The 19,905-nt window shown below is 66.1% G+C and carries 22 protein-coding genes and 4 tRNA genes; 7 read left to right on the forward strand and 19 right to left on the reverse strand.

Going from position 1 to position 19,905, the window contains the following annotated elements; translation table 11 throughout:
* Positions 1 to 39: 39 nt before the first annotated feature.
* Together KXD98_RS10865 and KXD98_RS10870 are read right to left on the reverse strand one after the other, a co-directional pair.
* A complete protein-coding gene (locus tag KXD98_RS10865; protein ID WP_260764312.1) occupies positions 40 to 1,608 on the reverse strand; it encodes an alpha/beta hydrolase in 1,569 nt (522 codons plus the stop codon).
* Positions 1,609 to 1,644: 36 nt separating this feature from the next.
* Complete coding sequence (locus KXD98_RS10870) at positions 1,645 to 2,445, reverse strand: pyrimidine reductase family protein (RefSeq protein WP_260765122.1); 801 nt, start codon at positions 2,443 to 2,445, stop codon at positions 1,645 to 1,647.
* 35 nt (positions 2,446 to 2,480) lie between these two features.
* On the opposite strand from KXD98_RS10870, the gene zapE reads away from it, so the two are divergent.
* Positions 2,481 to 3,518 (forward strand): cell division protein ZapE, encoded by a 1,038-nt coding sequence (gene zapE, locus KXD98_RS10875; RefSeq protein WP_260764320.1) that lies wholly within the window; start codon positions 2,481 to 2,483, stop codon positions 3,516 to 3,518.
* Here zapE and KXD98_RS10880 read toward each other — a convergent pair.
* From KXD98_RS10880 to KXD98_RS10895, 4 genes are all read right to left on the reverse strand, one after another.
* Complete coding sequence (locus KXD98_RS10880; RefSeq protein WP_260764322.1) at positions 3,494 to 4,024, reverse strand: GNAT family N-acetyltransferase; 531 nt, start codon at positions 4,022 to 4,024, stop codon at positions 3,494 to 3,496. The two genes, zapE and KXD98_RS10880, sit on opposite strands and share 25 nt — an antisense overlap.
* Positions 4,025 to 4,028: 4 nt before the next feature.
* Positions 4,029 to 4,523 carry a hypothetical protein gene (locus tag KXD98_RS10885; protein ID WP_260764324.1) on the reverse strand — a complete coding sequence of 165 codons (495 nt, stop codon included), beginning with the start codon at positions 4,521 to 4,523 and terminating at the stop codon, positions 4,029 to 4,031.
* Positions 4,524 to 4,601: 78 nt separating this feature from the next.
* Entirely contained in the window at positions 4,602 to 5,324 is a 723-nt protein-coding gene (locus KXD98_RS10890; RefSeq protein WP_260764325.1) for a Clp protease N-terminal domain-containing protein, read from the reverse strand.
* 37 nt (positions 5,325 to 5,361) lie between these two features.
* Entirely contained in the window at positions 5,362 to 5,844 is a 483-nt protein-coding gene (locus KXD98_RS10895) for an SRPBCC family protein (RefSeq protein WP_260764327.1), read from the reverse strand.
* 115 nt (positions 5,845 to 5,959) lie between these two features.
* Here KXD98_RS10895 and KXD98_RS10900 point away from each other — a divergent pair, with 115 nt between their 5' ends.
* Positions 5,960 to 6,277 carry a helix-turn-helix transcriptional regulator gene (locus KXD98_RS10900; RefSeq protein ID WP_260764329.1) on the forward strand — a complete coding sequence of 106 codons (318 nt, stop codon included), beginning with the start codon at positions 5,960 to 5,962 and terminating at the stop codon, positions 6,275 to 6,277.
* 27 nt (positions 6,278 to 6,304) lie between these two features.
* On the opposite strand, the gene KXD98_RS10905 is transcribed toward KXD98_RS10900, so the two are convergent.
* The 7 genes from KXD98_RS10905 to KXD98_RS10935 form a co-directional block, all read right to left on the reverse strand.
* Positions 6,305 to 6,727: a hypothetical protein gene (locus KXD98_RS10905; RefSeq protein WP_260764331.1), complete on the reverse strand. Its 423-nt coding sequence runs from the start codon at positions 6,725 to 6,727 to the stop codon at positions 6,305 to 6,307.
* Between the two features lie 328 nt (positions 6,728 to 7,055).
* Positions 7,056 to 7,247 (reverse strand): three-helix bundle dimerization domain-containing protein, encoded by a 192-nt coding sequence (locus KXD98_RS10910; RefSeq protein WP_260765123.1) that lies wholly within the window; start codon positions 7,245 to 7,247, stop codon positions 7,056 to 7,058.
* Between the two features lie 76 nt (positions 7,248 to 7,323).
* The gene (locus KXD98_RS10915; RefSeq protein ID WP_260765124.1) at positions 7,324 to 7,617 is read right to left on the reverse strand and encodes a hypothetical protein; all 294 of its coding nucleotides are present in this window, start codon (positions 7,615 to 7,617) and stop codon (positions 7,324 to 7,326) included.
* A 91-nt stretch (positions 7,618 to 7,708) separates the two neighbouring features.
* A tRNA-Val gene (locus tag KXD98_RS10920) sits at positions 7,709 to 7,783 on the reverse strand.
* A 13-nt stretch (positions 7,784 to 7,796) separates the two neighbouring features.
* A tRNA-Cys gene (locus KXD98_RS10925) sits at positions 7,797 to 7,867 on the reverse strand.
* A gap of 27 nt (positions 7,868 to 7,894) precedes the next feature.
* Positions 7,895 to 7,967: transfer RNA gene (locus tag KXD98_RS10930), tRNA-Gly, on the reverse strand.
* 95 nt (positions 7,968 to 8,062) lie between these two features.
* Positions 8,063 to 8,473, reverse strand: a complete 411-nt coding sequence (locus KXD98_RS10935) for a DUF6636 domain-containing protein (protein ID WP_260765125.1) — start codon at positions 8,471 to 8,473, stop codon at positions 8,063 to 8,065.
* A gap of 181 nt (positions 8,474 to 8,654) precedes the next feature.
* Between KXD98_RS10935 and KXD98_RS10940 the strand changes: the two genes are divergently transcribed.
* From KXD98_RS10940 to KXD98_RS10960, 5 genes are all read left to right on the forward strand, one after another.
* Positions 8,655 to 8,729, forward strand: a tRNA-Val gene (locus tag KXD98_RS10940).
* Positions 8,730 to 8,929: 200 nt separating this feature from the next.
* Complete coding sequence (locus tag KXD98_RS10945; protein ID WP_260764339.1) at positions 8,930 to 11,503, forward strand: diguanylate cyclase domain-containing protein; 2,574 nt, start codon at positions 8,930 to 8,932, stop codon at positions 11,501 to 11,503.
* 42 nt (positions 11,504 to 11,545) lie between these two features.
* A complete protein-coding gene (locus KXD98_RS10950; RefSeq protein ID WP_260764341.1) occupies positions 11,546 to 12,364 on the forward strand; it encodes a formate/nitrite transporter family protein in 819 nt (272 codons plus the stop codon).
* A 70-nt stretch (positions 12,365 to 12,434) separates the two neighbouring features.
* A complete protein-coding gene (locus tag KXD98_RS10955; protein ID WP_260765126.1) occupies positions 12,435 to 13,382 on the forward strand; it encodes a methylenetetrahydrofolate reductase in 948 nt (315 codons plus the stop codon).
* Positions 13,379 to 14,137 carry a methyltransferase domain-containing protein gene (locus KXD98_RS10960; protein WP_260764342.1) on the forward strand — a complete coding sequence of 253 codons (759 nt, stop codon included), beginning with the start codon at positions 13,379 to 13,381 and terminating at the stop codon, positions 14,135 to 14,137. The genes KXD98_RS10955 and KXD98_RS10960 overlap by 4 nt, the downstream gene beginning before the upstream one ends.
* Position 14,138: 1 nt before the next feature.
* Here KXD98_RS10960 and KXD98_RS10965 read toward each other — a convergent pair whose 3' ends face one another.
* From KXD98_RS10965 to KXD98_RS10990, 6 genes are all read right to left on the reverse strand, one after another.
* Positions 14,139 to 14,348, reverse strand: coding sequence for a hypothetical protein (locus KXD98_RS10965; protein WP_260764345.1), 210 nt, complete (start codon positions 14,346 to 14,348; stop codon positions 14,139 to 14,141).
* 35 nt (positions 14,349 to 14,383) lie between these two features.
* On the reverse strand, positions 14,384 to 15,559 hold the full coding sequence (locus KXD98_RS10970) for an NDMA-dependent alcohol dehydrogenase (protein ID WP_260764347.1): 1,176 nt from the start codon (positions 15,557 to 15,559) through the stop codon (positions 14,384 to 14,386).
* An 18-nt stretch (positions 15,560 to 15,577) separates the two neighbouring features.
* Entirely contained in the window at positions 15,578 to 17,050 is a 1,473-nt protein-coding gene (locus tag KXD98_RS10975; protein WP_260764350.1) for an aldehyde dehydrogenase family protein, read from the reverse strand.
* Positions 17,044 to 17,832, reverse strand: coding sequence for an SDR family oxidoreductase (locus tag KXD98_RS10980; protein WP_260764353.1), 789 nt, complete (start codon positions 17,830 to 17,832; stop codon positions 17,044 to 17,046). Before KXD98_RS10980 ends, KXD98_RS10975 begins: the two co-directional genes overlap by 7 nt.
* Positions 17,825 to 19,105: an amidohydrolase family protein gene (locus KXD98_RS10985; protein ID WP_260764355.1), complete on the reverse strand. Its 1,281-nt coding sequence runs from the start codon at positions 19,103 to 19,105 to the stop codon at positions 17,825 to 17,827. The genes KXD98_RS10980 and KXD98_RS10985 overlap by 8 nt, the downstream gene beginning before the upstream one ends.
* A 130-nt stretch (positions 19,106 to 19,235) precedes the next feature.
* Positions 19,236 to 19,868, reverse strand: a complete 633-nt coding sequence (locus KXD98_RS10990) for a TetR/AcrR family transcriptional regulator (protein ID WP_260764357.1) — start codon at positions 19,866 to 19,868, stop codon at positions 19,236 to 19,238.
* Between the last annotated feature and the right edge of the window lie 37 nt (positions 19,869 to 19,905).

A 19,905-nucleotide genomic window follows, 5' to 3' on the forward strand; every position in this document is an offset into this window, starting at 1 on the left:
GCACGTGCGAACCGTACACCGAGGCGTCAGCTCGGCCGGTCATGCAGGGCAGTACGTGTCGGTCTCGGGAAGCTGCCCGCTGTCGAGGTAGGTCAGCACCGGTGGCAACGCACAGTCGGTGTACACCACGGCGCCGTGGCCGATGCCCTGCCAGATCACCCGGCGGTTAGGGGAGCCCGCGTTGATCGCGGTGGCCGCGACTGCGGCGACACCCTCGTTGCCGACGACGGGGTCGTTCTGCACGCCCAGGAGCAGCGTCGGGATCTCCAGGCCGGCGGGTTCCTTCGGCGCTGCACCGCTGGGCCAGTGCAGGCACTTGACCATGTCGAGCGCACCGACGACACCGAACTGTGGAAACTGCCTGCCCCACGCGACGACCAGTTCACGGACCCGGTCTGGAGTCGGCCGGTTGAGGGCATCGCTGCATCCGTTGACGAACTGTCCGTCGCTCTGGCGCAGGGTCTCGGCCTGATTGATCAGGTTGTTGAGCCGGTTGGTGTTGCCCGCCTGCGCGTCGGCGATCGCCAGCGCCAGCTCATTGGTCGAGTCCACCCGGCCGCCACGCGGGAAGGCCAGCGCGGTCGATATCGCGTCGGCAACCGCGGCAGCCGACGCTCCACCCGGACCGTTGCCGGCGCGTGCCGCCCGCAGCAGGGCGTCGACCGCGGCTTTGGGGTCGGCGCCCAGCACGCAGTTGGTCGCCGCGCATTGGGCGGCCCAGGCGTCCAGCGCCGCCTGCTGTCCCCTGACCCGCTGTTCGGTGGCGGTTTCGTCGGCGATGCCGAGCGGCAGTGGGGAGTCCAGCACCAGCCGGGCGACCTTGTTGGGGTGTGACCCGGCGTAGGCCAGCGCGACCTGTGCGCCGTTGCCGATGCCGAGCAACGCCAGCGCAGGTACGTCCCAGGTGGTGCGCAGACGTTCGATGTCTTCGGCAGCGTGGGCGTTGTCGTAGGCCGAGTCGCCGGGGGCGATGGTATCGGTGCAGTTGGTGGTGGCGGTCATGGTGATCGCGCTGAGCGCGGCCACCGGATCGTCACCGGTTTGGAACTGCGCTTGCTCGAACATCTCCTGACGGTCGAACATGTCCCGGCAGTCCAGCGCGCCGGACAGCCCGATGCCGCGGCGGTCCACGGCGACCACCGGGCGGCTGGCAAGGACATCGATGCCGGCGCGTGCCAGCCAGGCCGGAAGTTGGACCGAGGTCGGCACGTCCGATCCGGTGGTCATCACCAGCGGACCCGCGTCGGCGGGCGTCTGCGCCGACATCGCGCGCACCACACCGATGCTGACCGATCCGGTGGCCCCGTTGATCGGGTCAAGGTCGGCGTCGTAGCTGGCGCATTCGAGCCGAACCCCTGGGACGGGGTCGATGGCCGCCGAGGTGAAGACCCGGGTGGTGCAGTCGCGCCAGGACAGGTCGTTCTTGGGTGCTTCGATGACGGGTGGTCCGTCCGGCTGGTCGCTTGGTGGCGCAACGCCCTGCGGGCGGGCGCCGGAGTCGGTGGCGTAGCGGGGGTTGGCGGCCAGGCCGGGTGAGCATCCGGCCAGCACCAGCGACACAGCGACGGCCAGCACGGCACCTCGGTGGGCGCGAAGCAGTCGACGCATGCCGACCACAGTACTGACCGGCTGAGCCTCGGTGGTTCAGCGCATACCGGGTGGTTGGGCTTCTGCAGCGCGGCCGTAGCGCAGGTACAGATAGCCCTCGGAGTCGGTCAGCACGGTGCGTGGCTGCATCGCGGTCGAGGCCTGCCCGGGTCCGGTGGCGATGCGGGGGGACTGTCCGCCGACCAGCACGGGGGCAACAGTGAGACACAGCTCGTCGAGCAGGCCGACGGCTACGAACGCGCCCAGGATGGCGGGGCCACCTTCGGTGAGCACCCGCAGCAGACCGCGTCGAGCCAGCAGGCTCAGCGCGGTCGGCAGGTCCACGGAGTCTGCTCGGTCCCCGGAGGCGTCGAAGACCTCGGCGAGGTCGCCGAGCTGTTCCCGAGTATCGGCGAGGGCCTCGGTGCTGGTCAGGACCAGGGGCGGGATCTCGGTGTGGGTGAACAGCCGCGAGCGCCGTTCCAGTCGACCGGTGCGGGTCAACACGGCGACCGGCGGGACCTCGGTCTGGCCGCGGAGTTGGCGGGTTGCGCGGCGCGACGCATCGAAGTGCACTCCGGAGTAGTTCTCGACGCGTACGGTGCCCGCCCCGACCACGATGACGTCGGCCAGCTCGCGCAGCGTGGCGAACACGGCGCGGTCGCCGGCGGCACCCAGGGCGCCGGAGCGGCCGTCGTCGGAGGTGGCGCCGCCGTCGAGCGAGCTGATCATGTTGGCCCGCACCCAACACGACCGCAGGGCATCGGGGTAGGCGTAGTGCGCTGCCAGCGCGTGCTCATCGAGCGTGGAGTCCGTGCCCAGCAGTGTGAACTGTGTCCCGTCCCCGTCGCCGGCCATACGCAGAATCACAGCACGCCGTTAGGGTGCCATGCATGCACGGGTCCAGCGAGGTCGGTCATCTCGTCGATCGGCGTCCCAGCGTCACCCCGGAACGGCTGATAGCCCAGCTGACGCCGCCACCGACGTTCGCCGAGGTCAGTTTCGAGTCGTACCGGCCCGACCCCGCCGAGCCGTCGCAGGACGCGGCGGTCCAGGCGTGCCGACGGTTCTGCGAACAGGCCGAGGAACGCCGGGCCGGCAGGAAGAAGCTGTTCGGTAAGCGTGCGGTGTTGCCTGGTGTCGGGGTGTACCTCGACGGCGGTTTCGGAGTGGGCAAGACGCACCTGCTCGCATCGTCGTACTTCGCGGTCTCCGGGCAGAAGGCCTTCGCGACGTTCGGTGAACTCACCCAGCTGGCCGGGGTGTTCGGGTTCACCGAGTGCATCGATCTGCTCGCCGATTACGTCCTGGTCTGTATCGACGAGTTCGAGCTCGACGACCCGGGCAACACGACGCTGATCTCGCGGCTGCTGTCGGCACTTGTCGAGCGGGGTGTGTCGGTGGCGGCGACCTCCAACACGCTGCCGGAACAACTCGGCGAGGGTCGGTTCGCCGCACAGGACTTTCTGCGTGAGATCAACACGTTGGCCGCGATGTTCACCACCGTGCGCATCGAGGGTCCCGACTATCGTCACCGCGGGTTGCCGCCGGCGCCCGAGCCGCTCAGTGACGGTGAGGTCGCGCAGCGGGCCGCCGCGGTACCCGGCGCGACACTCGATGACTTCGACGACCTGTGTGCGCATCTGGCCACCATGCACCCCTCGCGCTACCTGGCATTGATTGAGGAGGTCTCGCAGGTCTTCCTCACTGGCGTCCACCCGATAGACGATCAGAATGTGGCGTTGCGGCTGGTTTCGCTGACTGACCGCCTCTACGACGCGGGAATTCCGGTGATCGCGTCGGGCGCCAAGCTCGACACCATCTTCAGTGAAGACATGCTCGCCGGCGGCTTCCGCAAGAAGTACCTGCGGGCCACCTCGCGTCTGCTCGCGTTGACCGCGGCCGGTCAGACCGGGCGCAGCATCACGTAGTCCTGCTCAAGGGCGGCGCCCAGCCGAAACGATTTGGTGCCTGCGACCGTGAAGCCGTGCTTGCTGTAAAAGCGTTGCGCCCGTGTGTTTCTCTGGTTGACACCCAGCCACAGGCACGCCGCACCGGACTGCTCGGCGTGGCGCAGGGTTGCGGTCATCAGCGACGTGGCTGTGCCTGTGCCGTGTGCCGCAGACGCGACGTACATCTTGGATAGTTCGACGGCGGGGCGGTCGGTGACCGCCGCGGCGACGTCAGGGTCGTCGGGCGCTGCGCGGATCAGCATGGCGTATCCGAGCATGCAGCCGTCCCGGCTGGCTGTCAGCACGGTGCGGTCAGGATCGTGCAGATAGTCGCAGAACCGGGCGGCGCTGAGGTTTTCGGCGATGAACGCCGAGACATCCTCGGGTCGCGACGAGGGCGGGCAGGCCAGTGGGAAGGTGCGCGCGGCGAGCTCGGCGAGTTCGGTGACCCGCCTGGGGTCCGCTGGGCCGATCAGGACAGCCAACTGCTCAGGCGACGTTCCACTGCGCCAGTCGGGTGCCGCTGATGCGGTCCAGCAGAACGACATTGGACACCAGGTCGCGGTAGCAGTCCCACCAGACCCCGCCGGTGAAGGTGTGACCCACCTGGGCGGTTTGCATGCCGAACTGCAGCGCGTCGGGGGCGTCGCTGTTGCGGGGCTCGTAGGCGTCGCCGGTCGGGGTGACGCCGCGGAAGGCGAACGTGATGGCCATCGCGTAGGGCGTGGGAAGCTGCACCGGGGTGATCGTCACCTCGGCGCGGTACACCTGGTAGCGCGGGGCGCGCGGGGGATAGCCGAATCCGGGCGGTACCGAGGACGGCGCGATGTGGTTGACCGTCACGTCGGCAATCAATCCCTGGTACTCCACGCGCAGCGGCTCGCCGAGGCGTCCGATCGGGATCACGGCCGCAGTTGCCGGCGGTGCCGGCACGCCGCCGAGTACCGCGATGGCGGCGACGAGCACTATGAGCCAACGGCGCATTCGGTGTCCCTCCTAGACGTGGTGCACATGATTGCACACCGGCACACCCGGGCAGCGGCGGTTTCGGCAGAGCCTCGGTCAGGTCTGCGTCAACGACGCGAGGGCGGCCACCAGCTCACGCTCGAAGCGTGTGATGTCGATCCCGAGGGTGTGCAGGACGCCGTTGTCGTCCTCTTCCTCGTGCAGTGCCAGAAGCAGATGCTCGGTGCCGACGTAGTTGTGGCCGAGTCGCAGTGCGTGGCGGAATGTCAACTCCAACGCCTTCTTCGCGCGCGTGTCGAAGGGGATGAGCGCAGGTACCTCGCCGACACCTGCGGGCAGGGTGACGGACTGCCGGATGGTGGCCAGGTCGACGCCCTGGCCGGTGATCAGACGGGCGGCCAGTCCGGTCGGGTCGGCGAACAGCCCGAGTACCAGGTGTGCGGGTGAGATCTCCGGGTTGCCGGCGGCGTGGGCTTGGTTCTGCGCTTCGATGACGGCGTTGCGGGCGCGGTCGGTGAATCGGCTGAAACCGGCCGCGGGATCCATCGCGGCGGCGTCGGTGGGTGTCTTGGGTACGAAGCGCTTCTGGGCGGCCTGCTTGGTGACGCCCATGCATTTTCCGATCTCGGTCCACGAGGCGCCGGAGCGGCGGGCCTGGTCGACGAAGTGGCCGATGAGATGGTCGGCCACCTCGCCGAGGGCCTCGGCGGCCAGGACCGCATCGGTCAACTGATCGAGCGGTTGGTCGTGGACCTGTGTGATCACCTCGATGAGGTCGTCGAGGCGGACCGGATGGGTGATCTTGGCAGCGTCAGTCATGCGTCAACCATAAGTTGACGCGAGGACAACGTCAACTCTAGGTTGACGACCGGGGGTAGCCGCGCCGCACGGTCCGATCGAGGATGCCGAGCGTCGCGCGTAGCGCTCCCTCGGACACCACCGGGAAGATGTCGGCCTCGCGCCATTGCTTGTCGATGGCGGTCCAGTCGTAGAACGAGGTCACCACCGTAGTGTCGCCCTCGGGTTGCAGGCGGTAGCCGTATACATGCCCGATCTGCGGACGGACCTGCCCCAGGATGGTCCAGGCCAGAAGGCGGTCCTGCTCGAATTCGGTGATCTGGACGGTGACGTCGTAGCGGCCCAGGGGAAAGTCGTTGAGCGCTTCGCGGTCCATATGGACGACGAACGAATCGCCCACCGCACGCACGGGCGCGCCGTCGGCGTCTTGAAGCATGCCGGTCGCGTCGATGGCGACGTGGCCCTGCGGGTCGCTGAGCACGGCGAAGATCTCAGAGGGCGAGGCGGTGATCGCACGGCTGACTTCAATACGGTCGGTCATGCACTGATGGTGGCACGGGAGTGGAATTCATCACTCGTATGTTCGTTTCTCGCAAACCGGGGAACTCGACAATGTCATGAGGGGAGAGGGCCGTTTGCCAGACCAGCGTCCGCGGATGCTGCGCCTGGCAGTGGATTTTATTCAGCAGAACGCGCACTACGACATCACGATTCGCGACATCGCGGCGGCCAGTGACGTGACTCCGCGTGCCCTGCAATACGCATTTCGTGAGCACCTGGACACCACGCCGCTGGAATACCTGCGGCGAGTCCGCTTGGAACGGGCTCATCAGGCGTTGAAGACGGCTGACCCGGCCTGCGACACCGTGACATCGATCGCCGGCCGGTGTGGATTCAGCCATCCCGGACGTTTCAGCAGTGCCTACAAGCAGGTGTTCGGGACAGAGCCCAGCCGAACCCTGCGGAGTTCCTGACGTGCCGGGCGGCGGCCCCGATCGCCGCTAGAGCGGAGTGAATCCCTCGCGGTTGAAGATCCCGGCCTGCCAACCTTGCGCGCCCATGCAGATCAGCGGGCGTCCGTCCGGAGCCTGAGCGGCGGACTGTGGGTCAGGGCAGGGACTGCCGATGTCCTGCACGCCGTGCAGGGCATAGCTGATCTGCCAGAACCCGGTGTAGACCGGCGGCCACTGATTCGGGATCCACCGGCACTGCAGAGCTTCTCCGCCGGGCCCGCGGCCGAAGGTGTACCGATCCATGTTCGTGCACGGCGCGGTGAGTCGGGCGTCGTAGTTCATCCCGGGTACGTCGGTGGCATAGCGGCCGGGCTTATCCGGGTACATCGGTCCCGGTTCGGCGGCGGCGGTCGGGACGCAGCAAGCGGCGGCAGCGCTGACGGCGCTGGCTACGAGCAGCTGACGAAACATGTCCACCTCATCTCGGCGCGGTGCGGTGCAGAGAACACTATCGGCTACTCGATGAGGGTAAGCGGGATTCGGTCCCGGAAAACGATCTCGACCCGCCACCCAGGGGGGGATTGGTGGCGGGCCGAGCGTATCGGGGGTTGTCCAACACATCGCTGTGTGATGTCGAAAGTATGGGCCGAACCTGAGAGGCAGCTGATAGCCGCATAGATCTTCACTGGAAAACCGATAACGAATTGGGGTACAGGCGGCCAGCGGCGCTGGGACTCTGCAGTGCTCGGTGGGAAAAGTGAAACCCGCTGTCGGGCAATGGATTAACAGATCAACAGACTCAGCTACGCAGTTTGAGCAGTTCGGCCTTGGCGTTGCGTTCGACGAACAGCGGGATGAAGTCGCGGATGGGGCGGTCGGCGAAGCGGGCGTGTGCCTCCATGACCACGCGGATCACCTCGGTCGGTTCGACCCGGGTGTGTACGTCAGCCAGGCGGCGGGCCAGGTCCTCGATGATCTGCTGCTCCGTCATCCTGATCACGGCGTGAGCATGCCGTTGCCAATTGACGGCCGTCAAGCGACGTCGACGCGAATCACAGGACGGCTCGCTATGTCGTCTTGAGCACCCATGCCGGGACCCAGTGGGTGACGGTGTGCTGCTGGCCGCCGTGTTTGACCGGATAGGCCACCAGGCCCCACCAGCCGCCGTGCTCGGCGCGGCCCCACCCGGTCAGCAGCCCTTCGACGACGGCGTCCAGCCGCAGTCCGTTGGGGTGGTAGCGGCCGCTGCAGTGGGGTTGGCGGGAGAACAGTGCCACCAAGTCGACGAGCACCGGAGTCGGGGGATCGACCCGGCGGAACACCGGCGGTAGCGGCTGGCCACCGTAGCCGATCTTCTGCATTCCCACGTATCGATCATATGTTCGAAAAATCGAGACGCCTAGGAGGAGTCGAACCGGGGCCGATCCGTCGACGGGCTGAACGCGCGCGATATGGTGCGCGATACTGGGATTGAACCAGTGACCTCTTCCGTGTCAGGGAAGCGCTCTCCCGCTGAGCTAATCGCGCCGGGACTACTCGGAGGTGGAGACGGGAATCGAACCCGTGTGCACGGCTTTGCAGGCCGTTGCCTCACCACTCGGCCACTCCACCGCTGGGGTTGATGCCACTGCACCTTCGAGCGGATGACGGGATTCGAACCCGCGACCCTCACCTTGGCAAGGTGATGCGCTACCAACTGCGCTACATCCGCGCGCCACGGGCGAGATCGTCGCCCGTCGCGAAGCAGAACGATAGTCCACGTGCACAGGCGTACACAAATCCCTTGATTGCCGCAGTGTGCTCCGGTCAGAACAGGGTGTAAGCCTGCCGGGAGATGGTGAAGCCGTGGCCCTCGGAGTTCGAGCACCGCATGCCAGACGGTTCACTGGTGCAGCTCATCCCGCCGCCGGCATGAAATTGGCCGTAGGGCAGCGCAGGCCCGCTGCCCAGCGCGGTGTCGCCGGCGCAGACGAAGCTCGCGGGACCGGTGGGGCCCACGATGAGGCCCTGGCCGAAGTCGGTGAAGTCGGGACAGGTGGACGGACGCGGCGGTGGCGCCCAATCGCGCGCGGCCACGTCGCAGCGCACCGAGTCGTCGGTGAGGATGCATCCGATGTTGCCGCTCGGCGAGGTGAATCCGGCGACCTGGGCTCCGGCGACCGGAGCACCCACCGCTGCCGCCCCGCCGAGCACCACCGCGGTCACGGCCGTCACCATCCGCATGTTGCCCCCTCATGGCCCCAGTGCCCGCGTCGCGCCGAGCCGTCCGTTCCGATGCAGTAACGGTACCGGGGAAACCGCTGGTCGGGAGGCGGGGAGGGAGAACAATAGTGAAACGGATTCTGGCTGTGAAGTGCTTGCGTGTTAGTCTTCTGCCTCGTCCGGCCCGTCGGAATCCGGTCTCGTAGCTCAGTGGGAGAGCGTCCGCCTCACACGCGGAAGGTCGCTGGTTCGAACCCAGCCGGGACCACCACGATCAACGACCTCCAGACCCCGGTTCCTCGATCAGCGGTTCGCCGGTGACGTTCGATTCGGTGAACGGCAACGAATCTCAGCATCACCGGGGATTGCGCATGCATGGGCCTAAAGTCACCTCTTTTGGGTGAACATGTCCAAAACCCTGCCGGCAGCCGCATCCTGATATGGCGCACTACGTCAGGAAGTGGGGGTGCGGTGGATCGGGGTTTGCGCTCGGCGGTGCTGCTGGTCGTCTTCCCCGTCGTCTATTCGCTGTCGGTGGCCGCCGGCCGCGCCACCCGGCTGGCCGGCGGAGAGGTCTCACTGGTGTGGCCGGCGGCGGCGGTCGGCATCATCTGGATTCTCTCGGTGTGGCGACGTGGTGCACGCGAACGGGTGGCGCACGTGCTGCTGCTGGGCGTGGTCGCCTTCGCCGCGAACATCGCGACCGGCGCCGCGATACCGCTGAGCGCTTGGTTTGTGCTCGTCAACCTGGTGCTCAGCGTGGTGACGGTGGCGCTCCTGGCGCATCGACACAATGAGGTGGTCCTGCGGGATCCCGCTGACTTGGCGCGTCTGGTGGCTGCGGTGACCGCCGGCACCTGTTGCGCTGCGGTCCTGGCGACCGCGTGGTTCGTCGTGGTGGTGCGCTCGCCGGTGTGGGAAACATTCGCGCTCTTCGCGATTCGCAATGGCACGACGGCGCTTCTCGGGGTGGCGATCTGGCTGCGGCTGCGTGAAGTCACGTGGCGTCGGCCGAGGTTCACGGTGGTATCCGCGATCGAGTTGGTCGTCGCCGGCGTCGCGGTTGTCGCGGTCTTCTTCTGGATCTTCTGGGTGCTCAACGTCGGCCTGCCGCTGGCATTCCTGGCGCTGGTACCTGTCATCTGGCTTTCGCTGCGGTACAGCACGACGTTGAACACGGTATTCCTCACCGCCGTCGGGGTGTGGATCATCTTCGCCACCCTGTCCAACAGGGGCGTCCTGATCGTCCCCGACGTGCAAAACCGAGCGATGCTGGCGCAGGCGATGGTCGGCAGTCTGACGCTCATCGTGCTGACCTTGTCGCTGTATCGCGACTCGCGTGCGCGTCTCATCGCAGAACTGCGGCGGGCGCGCGAGAGGGCAGACGAAGATTCTGAACTGCTCACCGCGGTGCTGGACAGCATCCACGACAGTGTCGTGGTCGTCGATGCGACCAGAGAGGTGATTCTGCAGAACGCCGAGGCGGCAGAATCGGGTCTGGTCGACGATGTCGTCGCGACAACGCTGGTGCAGGATCCGACCGGGGCGAATCCCAGCGGTCCCCGCGATATCGTGCTCGGCGCCGGGGATTCCCGCATCGTCGAACTGACGAACGCCCCGCTCGTGCGGCAGCCGGCGCTCAATGTCCTGGCCTTCCGCGACGTGACCGACGAGCGCCGGACCGCGCAGCAACTGCGCGAGGCGCGCGACCTGTTCGCCGGAGTGCTGAAGGCGGCTTCCGAGCAGGCCATCATCGGCACCGACTTGAGGGGCCGTGTCACGGTGTTCAACCACGGTGCGGAGCGGCTGCTGGGGTGGACGGCAGCAGAGGTGATGGGCCGCAAGTCCATCGACTTCCACTACTATCCCGAGGTGTGCGCCCGGGCCGAGGAGATGGGCGTTCGGCCCGTCGATGTCTTCGTCCACAATGTCACGGCCGACAGGGCCGAGGTCCGAGAGTGGACCTACGTCCGGCGCGACGGTTCCCACGTCGCGGTCAGTGTCGCGATTTCGCAGATGACCAGCGAGGACGGCGCATGTGTGGGGTTCATCGGGGTGGCCACCGACATCACCGAGCGCAAGGCTGCCGAGCAGGCGCTGGCGGCCAGTGAAGAGCAGTTCCGACTCGCGTTCGACACCGCCCCGATGGGCATGTTCATGTTTACGATCGCCCCTCCGCGCCCGGGGCACATCACTCGCTGCAACCAAGCGTTGGCCGACTTCCTCGGTCGGTCGATCGACGAGATGTTGACGATGACGACCAGCGATCTCGGCGCCAGCGAAACTGTCTCTGCAACAGAAGGTTTGAATCCTCTTCTGGCGCTGAGCATCGGGCAGCCGTTCGAGCGGGAAGCCGCGTTCCGGCGCGCCGACGGCAGCGAGGTCTGGGGGGCGGTGTCGGCCTCCCTCGTGGCCCCGCCCGGCTCGGATCCGTACGGGATCTGCCTTGTCGAAGATGTCACCAGCCGTAAGCGGGTCGAGGCAGAACTTCTCTATCTGGCGTCCCACGATCCGCTGACGGGGCTGGCCAACCGCGCTCTGCTCAGTGACCGGATCGAGGGCGCGCTGTCCGATTCGCGCTGCGGCAAATCAGTTGGCGTGGGCCTGATCTCGCTCGACATGGATGGGTTCAAGGGTGTGAACGACACCTGGGGTCACGCTGAAGGCGATCAGGTGCTCACCGAGGTTGCCAGACGGATCGAGGTCGCCATCCGCCCGTCCGATACAGCCGCCCGGCTGGGTGGTGACGAGTTCGTGGTGCTCTGTCCCGGGTCGTCCGACTCCGCCGGGTTGCGTGTGCTTGCCGAACATCTCCGGGCCGAACTCCGTCGGCCGTATACGCTGACCGACGGGACTGCCTACGACCAGCTGTCGGTGAGCGCGGGTGCGGTTACCTCCCGGGGGTGGTGTTCTGCGGAAGCCCTCTTGAGGCACGCCGATCGGCTGATGTATCACGCCAAACGAAGCGGCAAGGACTGCGCCACCATCGGCGATCAATCAGTGGAGCCGGAACCGTTGTGTGGGAGATCCCCCCAGCCTGGGTAACCAGCGTCCTCGCACCACTCGGCGACCCGGAGGGCTCCTGGTATGGGCGACACGAATCAGCGGGACCTCGGTCATTCCGACAGCCCGATCGAAGACGAGCTGGAGGCCGCATTCGAGCGGATCATCGACGAGGGCACCCAGCGGCTACACCGTGGCTGGCGGGAGGTCTTCGTCACCGGGTTCTTCGGGGGCACCGAGGTCGCGGTGGGGGTGCTCGCCTACCTGGCGGTGCTGCACGCGACCGGCGACCACCTGCTGGCAGGCCTGGCTTTCTCCATCGGCTTTCTGGCCCTGCTGCTCGGACGCAGTGAACTTTTCACCGAGGGTTTCCTGGTTCCCGTGACCACCGTGGCTGCCAAGCGCGCCAGCGTCGCGCAGCTGCTGAAACTCTGGGGCGGCACACTGGTGGCGAACCTGGCCGGCGGTTGGCTGATCATGTGGCTGATCGTCACGGCATTCCCGAAGCTGCGGGAACAGACGATCGAATCGGCGACGCACTTCGTGACTGCCCCGCTCAGTGCCGAGACGATGTCGCTGGCGGTGCTGGGCGGCATGGTCATCACCTTGATGACGCGCATGCAGCACGGCACCGACTCGGTTCCCGGCAAGATCGCCGCCGCAGTGGGCGCCGCATTCCTGTTGGCCGGCTTACAACTGTTCCACTCGATCCTGGACTCCCTGCTGATCTTCGGCGCTCTGCTCAGCGGCGGCACCCCATTCGGCTACCTCGATTGGTTGTCTTGGTTCGGCTACACCGTGGTCGGCAACCTCATCGGTGGCCTGGGGCTGGTCACGCTGCTGCGGCTGATACGCAGCAAGGACCGATTGCGCGAGGAACGCAGCGAGGCCGAGGCCAGCTGACGGGGTGCAGGTTTGCCTTTCGACCAGGGGGTGAAAGAAGGCAGGTGTGAACCCCGACTGTCCGAAGCGGATGCACTACGGTCCGTGCGGCGGAGTGCGCGCCGACGGACAGTGCGAGATGCGTCCTGGCCCGTGTGCCTTCCCCGACATCGTGCTGTGGCCGCAGGCGCAGGTGCACCGGGAACCGCTGCCGAGCCCGCCGTTGATTCTCGCCGACTTCAGTTGCGTGCCGTTCGACGCCGACGACGCCCGCTCGGTGGCTTCCCGGCTGGCCCCGACGTGCGACGCTGTGCTGGTCGGGGAGCATCAGAACCGGCCAGACTTCCCCCCGACGTTGCTGAGCCGGTTGATCATGGACAGCGGCGCGCTGCCCTGGATTTCGTTGTCCTGTCGTGACCGCAACCAGGTGGTGCTCGAACAGGAGTTGCGTGGGCTGGCCTACCTCGGGGTGGACACCGTGTTGTGCGTCACCGGTGACGGGCGCGGTTATGACGTACGCCCGGACGTGGCACAGACCTTCGACCTGGACGGTCCGCGGCTGGTGGAGATGGCCGACGACCTGGGGCTGACCCCCGCGGTCCCCGAGACGCCGACCGCCCCGCCGGTGGACCGTCGGCCGCTGCGCCTGGTGCAAAAGCAGCACGCCGGCGCCCGCGTCGCGGTGTTGAACCATGTCACGTCACCGGCCGCCGTTGCCCAGTTCATGGCGGCCGCGCGTGCCGCCGGCCTGACCATCCCGGTGCTGGCCGCAGTGGCGGTCTTCACCGACTCTGTGTCTGCCACTGTGCTGCAAGGACTTCCAGGCCTCGAACTCGACCCCGGCGTGGTCGAGCACGTGCTCGCCGCGCCCGATCCGACCGAAGCCGGTATCGAAGCCGCCGCTGCCGAAGCCGAGGCCCTTTTGAGCATCGACGGCATTGCCGGAGTCAACCTGTCGGGTTCGGCGACGGCGTCGGGCAGCAGGCGCGGCGCAGAGATCAAAGCCGAAGTGGGCGCACGGATCAGGGCCCGCGCATGAGCGACGCGATGTCGGCCGAGTTCGACACCGTCGCCGAGTGGACCGCTCAGGTCTGCACACGTCTGGGAGCCGACTACTACCTGCCCGCAGCGTGCCGGGGCAGCGGTAGCCCGCAGGCGCTGGACTGGCTGATCACAGGTGTCGGTGCCGTCCCCGGCGCCACCCTCCTCGACGCCGGAGCCGGGGTGGGCGGGCCGGCGGCCTACGCGGTGCACACCAGTTCTGTGCACCCGGTCCTCGTCGAGCCCGAGGCCGGGGCCTGTCGGGCTGCGCTACGACTGTTCGGCTTCCCGGTCGTGCAGGGATCCGGCTCGGCGCTCCCCGTCGCCGACGGCGTCATCGATGCGGCGTGGTCGCTGGGTGTGCTGTGCACCATGGCCGACCAATTGGGGCTGCTGACCGAATTGCGCCGGGTGGTGCGCCCTGGGGGTGGCATCGGTCTGCTGGTCTTCATCGCCACGCGCGACATCACCGCCGACGAGCAACCCGAGGGCAACGAATTCCCGACCGAGGAGTCATTGCACCGATTGTTCGACCGAGCGGGGTTGACTGTCCTCGAGGAGCAGATCGCCGCCGAACTCGGTGCCTCACCCGATGACTGGGAGCGCCGTGCCGACGAAGTCGAGGCGCAGATGGCCGCGCGCTACGGCGAGGACGACGCGTGGAAGGCGGCTCGACGACAATCCGAGCGGATGGGTGTCCTGCTGGGCGATGGCGCAGTTGTCGGCACGCTGTTCACGCTGCGCGCCTCATGATTCAACCGGTGGCGACGGCCCGTTCGTGTGGCGCGGCGACGAAAACCAGGCCGTCGTCGGTTTCCTGCGGGTCTACCGGGATCGCCCGACCGCAGACCGGGCACGTCGCCGCACTTGCGTTGGGCTCCTCCTCGACCCGACGCCCACTGCCCGAACAATCCTGCACGAGTACCTCCCGAGTCGCCATCGTGACGACTGCGGTGATACCCACCTGCGCCACCCGATATGCACCCGGGTGGGCGCGACTCACTCGAAGGCGATGACCCCGCGGATATTGTTCCCGGCCCGCAAGTCCTTCATCGCCTCGTTGATGTCGTCGAGTTTGTATTTGCGCGTGACGAGTTCATCCAGTTTGAGGGTGCCCGCCTCGTACATGGAGAGCAGTCGGGGCATCGCCTCACGCGGGTTCAACTCGCCGTAGAGCACACCCTTGAGGGTTTTGCACGAGCTGACCATGTCCGGCAGGACCAGCGGCACCATCATGTCGCTGATCTTGGCCATTCCGGTCACTACACAGGTACCGCCTTTGCGCAGCATCATCATGGCAACGAACACCATGTCCGGGGGCACGACGCCAGGAGTCAGCACCACCCGATCGGCCATCACACCCCAGGTGAGCTCCTTGACCAGCTCCACCGCACTTCCGGCGTCGACAGCGGTATGGGTGGCGCCGAACGTCGGCGCGATCTCACGCTTGAACTCATTGGGGTCGACGGCGACGATGTGCTTGGCGCCCGCGAGTCTGGCGCCCTGCACGGCGTTCATTCCGATACCACCGACTCCGATGACGACCACCGTGTCGCCGGGCTGGGTTCCCGCCGCCACTGATCCCGAGCCGAAACCCGTCGTGACGCCGCAGGAGACCAGCGACGCCGCTTCGAGCGGAATCCAGTCGTGAATCTTGACCAGAGAACGTTCGGACGCGACCACGTACTCGGAGAAGGTCCCGACCTGCATCATCGCCATCAGGTCCTCGACACCGTCGGGCCCGCTGACGTGGCGGCGCCGCGTGCCGTCGGTCGTCATGTCCTTGCTGTAGATGTCCGCGCCGACATCACAGAGGTAGGTGTGCCCGGTGGCGCACCAGCGGCAGCTCCCGCACGCGGGGAAGAACGAGACCGCGACGTGGTCACCGGGTTTGAGTGCCGTGACTCCCGGCCCGACCTCTTCGACGATGCCGGAGCCCTCGTGTCCGCCGAGCATCGGGAACCACTCGGGCACCGGTACGCCGGACGCCCGCATGAGCTCTTCCATGTCCTTGCTGGGCACGCTGTCACCGGTGAAGAAGTGCTCATCGGAGTGACAGATTCCGGCGTAAGCCATCTTGACGAGCACTTCACCTGCGTGCGGTGGGTCGAGGTCGATATCGGTGACATCCCAATCGATCCCGACACCTCGCAGTACCGCTGCCCTGGATTTCATCCGAACTCCTTCGTTGGCTTAGGACGCCGGCCAGCCGACTGTCTTGGTCTGGGTGAAGATCTCCAGTCCCTCGATGCCGCATTGGCGGCCGATACCTGACTGCTTGTAGCCACCGAACGGAGCGTCGGCGCCGTACCACAGACCTCCGTTGATGCCGAGAGTGCCTGTGCGGATGCGCGAGGCGACACTCTTGGCGCGCTCGAGATCCTTGGCGAACACGACGCCGGAGAGCCCGTAGATGGAATCGTTGGCGATCCGCACGGCCTCGTCGTCATCGTTGAACCCGATGACCGACAACACCGGTCCGAAGATCTCCTCTTGAGCGATGGTCATCCGGTTGTCGACGTCGGCGAACACGGTCGGCTCGACGAAATATCCCTTGGGCAGATGAGCTGGAACCTTGCCCCCGGTGACCAGCCGGGCGCCTTCCTGCTTGCCTTTCTCGATGTAGCCCAGTACCCGCTCCTGTTGACGCTTGGACACCTGCGGTCCTTGCAGCACGGAAGGATCGGTGGGGTCGCCGTACTTGTTCTTCTCCATGGCCACCTTGACGATTTCGACCGCCTCGTCGTAGCGGGAGTTGGGCACCAGGAGTCGAGTCGGCATGGCACACCCTTGGCCGGCATGCATGGAAATGAACGCACTTCCGGCCACGGAGGCCTTCAGGTCGCCCTCGTCTTCGAGAACCAGGTAGACCGACTTCCCGCCGAGTTCGAGGAAGACCGGCTTCACCGTGTCGGCGGCGGCCTTCATCACTCTTCGCCCGGTCGCGGTCGAGCCGGTGAACGCGACCATGTCGACCAGGGGAGAGGTCGACAGCACCTCACCGACGAGGTGATCCGAGGACGGGACAATGTTGATGACACCTGGGGGGATATCCGTCTGCTCGGCGATGATCCGACCGATCCGAGTGGCGTTCCACGGGGTATCCGGGGCGGGCTTGAGCACACAGGTGTTGCCCATCGCCAGGATCGGACCGATCTTGTTCAGGATGATCTCGAACGGGAAGTTCCACGGTGCGATGACGCCGACGACGCCGATCGGCTCTTTCCACACTTCGCGAGCCGCCGGTGTACCCATACCGAAGGCGTCCTTGTCGGGAAGCGTGCGCTTCCAATCGAATTGGTCGATCATGTCGGCAGGCCAGGTCAATGCCTCATTGAGCGGCACATCCAGCTGCGGGCCGTAGGTGCTCAGCACCGGGCATCCGACTTCGGCGACGAGCTCGGTGCGGAGTTCTTCTTTCTCAGCCTCGAGTGCGGCCTGTAGCTGGCGCAACCCGGCTGCCCGGGCTGCAGCGTTACGGGACCAGTCGGTGTTGTCGAACGCGCTGCGTGCCGCGGCCACTGCGCGTTCCATGTCGGCGCGCGTGCCGTCGGCCACCGAGCCGAGCACTTCTTCGGTAGCGGGGTTGACGTTGTCGAACCGGCGGCCGGTTTCGGACTCGACGAGCTTGCCGTCGACGAGCATCCGGGATTCATGGTTCACCATTTACGAAGCTCTTTCACCGAGTCGGAGGCGCGGGGCGCCAGTGTGAGATAAGGAATGAAACTGCTCTTGCCACAACGAATGACTGACTCCACCACCTCGGTGAGGTGATCAGCATCCACCAAGCCGCCCTGCATGTAACCGTTGGACATCCAGAACCGGATGGCTTTGTCGAGGGCCTCCGGGTCCCAGTTCTTGTTGAACTCGGTCTGAGAATCCCCTGTGCCACCGAAACTGTCGCCGACAGCCAACCGGGTGAACGCGATCTCGGGATGCTCGATCCGCCATGCTTCGACGAGTTTGTCCAGCGCTGCCTTGCTGACCGCGTAGGCGCCCAACAAGGGCCATGGTGTCGTATAGGAAGCGCTCAACGATGACAGGTAGATGGCCGTGCCCTGTACCTGGGCCAGGTGCGGTGCGGCCGCTGCGGTCACCAGCGAAGCACCGGTGACGTTGGTGGCGAACAGCTGTGACCACTGCTCGGCGGTGACATCGGAAAGCGGTGCCAACACGCCCATGCCGGTCGTGTACACCAGCGCGTCCAGCCCGCCGAGGCCATCGGCCACCTCGGCGAAGGCGGTCTGGCACATCTGTCCGTCGGTGGCGTCACAGGCCACGGCGAGTGCGCCGTTGCCTGCCTCTTTGGCGGCATCGACCAGCCGGTCGTACCGCCGCGCCAACAGCGCCACCCGCGCGCCCTTTTGTGCCAGTCCGACCCCGATGCACCGGCCCAGGCCCGCTGAGGCTCCGACTACGGCAATCCGCAGACCGTTGATGTCAGACATCGAGTTTTGCTCCCATCGAGCCCAGGGAAACACCGACAGCCTTCTCGAAGCGCCCCTGGTCGTAGCTTCGAACGCTGACGTCATGGTCGCCGGCCTCGGTGCGCAGCGCCCCGACGGTGCATTGTTCGCGAGTACGGTGCTGGAACGGGTCAAACGAATACCAGCGGCAGGCGTTCTCGTAGGTGATCTTGTTGATCTCGTCGTCGGGCATTCCGGCCATCACCTCGGCGAGCTCCTCGGCAGCTGTGGGCCATGAAGAGTCGGAATGCGGGTAGTCGCATTCCCAGGAGATGTTGTCGATGCCGATGTCGTGCCGCAGCTTGATGCCGATCGGGTCGGCGATGAAACACGTCATGAAGCGTTCGCGGAAGATCTCGCTGGGCAATTTGTCGCCGAAATCCTGACCGGTCCACAGGCGGTGCATCTCGTAGGTGCGGTCGAGTCGGTCGATGAAGTAGGGAATCCACCCGGTGCCGCCCTCGGACAGCGCGAATCGGACGTCCGGGAACTCCTTGATCACGCGCGACCACAGGAGGTCTGCTGCCGCCGAACAGACATTCATCGGCTGCAGAGTGATCATCACGTCGACGGGCGCATTCTCGGCAGTCATCGTGATCTTCCCCGAGGAGCCCAGATGAACCGACAGCACCGTACCGGTGTCCGAGAGTGCCCGCCACATCGGGTCCCAGTACTCCTCGTGGAAGCTGGGGAACCCCAATGTGGCCGGATTCTCGGTGAACGTCAGTGAGTGACAGCCTTTTTCAGCATTTCGACGGATTTCCGCTGCGCACAGGTGCGGGTCCCACAGCACAGGCAGCCCCATCGGTAGGAACCTGCCCGGATAGGTGCCGCACCACTCGTCGATATGCCAGTCGTTGTATGCCTGGGTGACCGCGAGTGCGAGGTCCTTGTCCTTGTGGGTGGCAAAGAGGCGACCGGCGAATCCGGGGAAGGAGGGGAAGCACATGGAGCCGAGCACGCCGCCGGCGTTCATATCCTTGACGCGCTCGTGGATGTCGTAGCAGCCGGGGCGCATTTCGTCGAAGGCGGTGGGCTCGACGCCGTACTCTTCGCGAGGACGGCCGGCCACGGCGTTCAGTCCGATGTTGGGCACGATGGCGCCGTTGAACGTCCACACCTCGGAGCCGTCGTCCTGACGGATCACCCGCGGAGCTTCGTCGGCGAACTTGCCGGCGACTCTTCCTTCGAACAGGTTGGGCGGTTCGACAAGATGGTCGTCAACGCTGACCAGGATCATGTCTTCGGGCTGCATGTGGCTCCTTGTGCAGAGATGGGAAGTAACCTATCAGGATTTCAAGAGGAACTGTATGCTCAAAATGAAAATTGCCATTTACGCATGGCGTCCGATAGCTCGTACGGGCCTTGGCCCAGGTATGGAAAACTCACTTTCGCAGTGCTTTTGGTGATTCCGTAACGAAGCTGAGCAGCATCCGGTCCAGAATCGCGGCGGCTCGCCGGCGGGCGGCATCGAAGTCGGTCGCGTGCGCCACCAGGAGGGCGGCCTCCTCGACGGCGGCGACCAGCATATGGGTCAGTTCGCCGACCGGTTGATCGTCGATGGCGCCGTCGGCGATCGCCTCCCTGACCACCTCGTCGATGAGGGCCATGCTGTTGCCTTGCTGTATTGCGCGCAGTGTCTCCCATCCGAGCACCACCGGACCGTCGACGAGCATCACCTGCTGCACCTCGCGCTCGAGCGCGGCTTCGAGGAAGTCATGCAGGCCACGGGTGAGCCGCTTCCATGCGTCGGCGCCTTTCGGCGGCGCGGCAATCGACCGTAACGTGAGGTCGCGTTCGACTTCTTCGAACACGGCCCGAAAGAGTTCCGCTTTGTCCTTGAAGTGGTGGTAGAAAGCCCCGTGCGTACCCACCCCGGACGCGACGACGAGATCTCCGATGCTGGTGTGGAAGTACCCGCATTCGACGAACAGCGAACGGCCCGCCTCGATGAGGTCTCTTCGGGTCTGGTCGCCCCGGGCTCGACGTTCGACGTCGGTGCCGCCGCGCTTGGCCATGGGGTACACCATAGCAACATTCATCTTGTATGTTGCT

It is taken from the genome of Mycobacterium sp. SMC-4, assembly GCF_025263265.1.
GTDB lineage: Bacteria > Actinomycetota > Actinomycetes > Mycobacteriales > Mycobacteriaceae > Mycobacterium.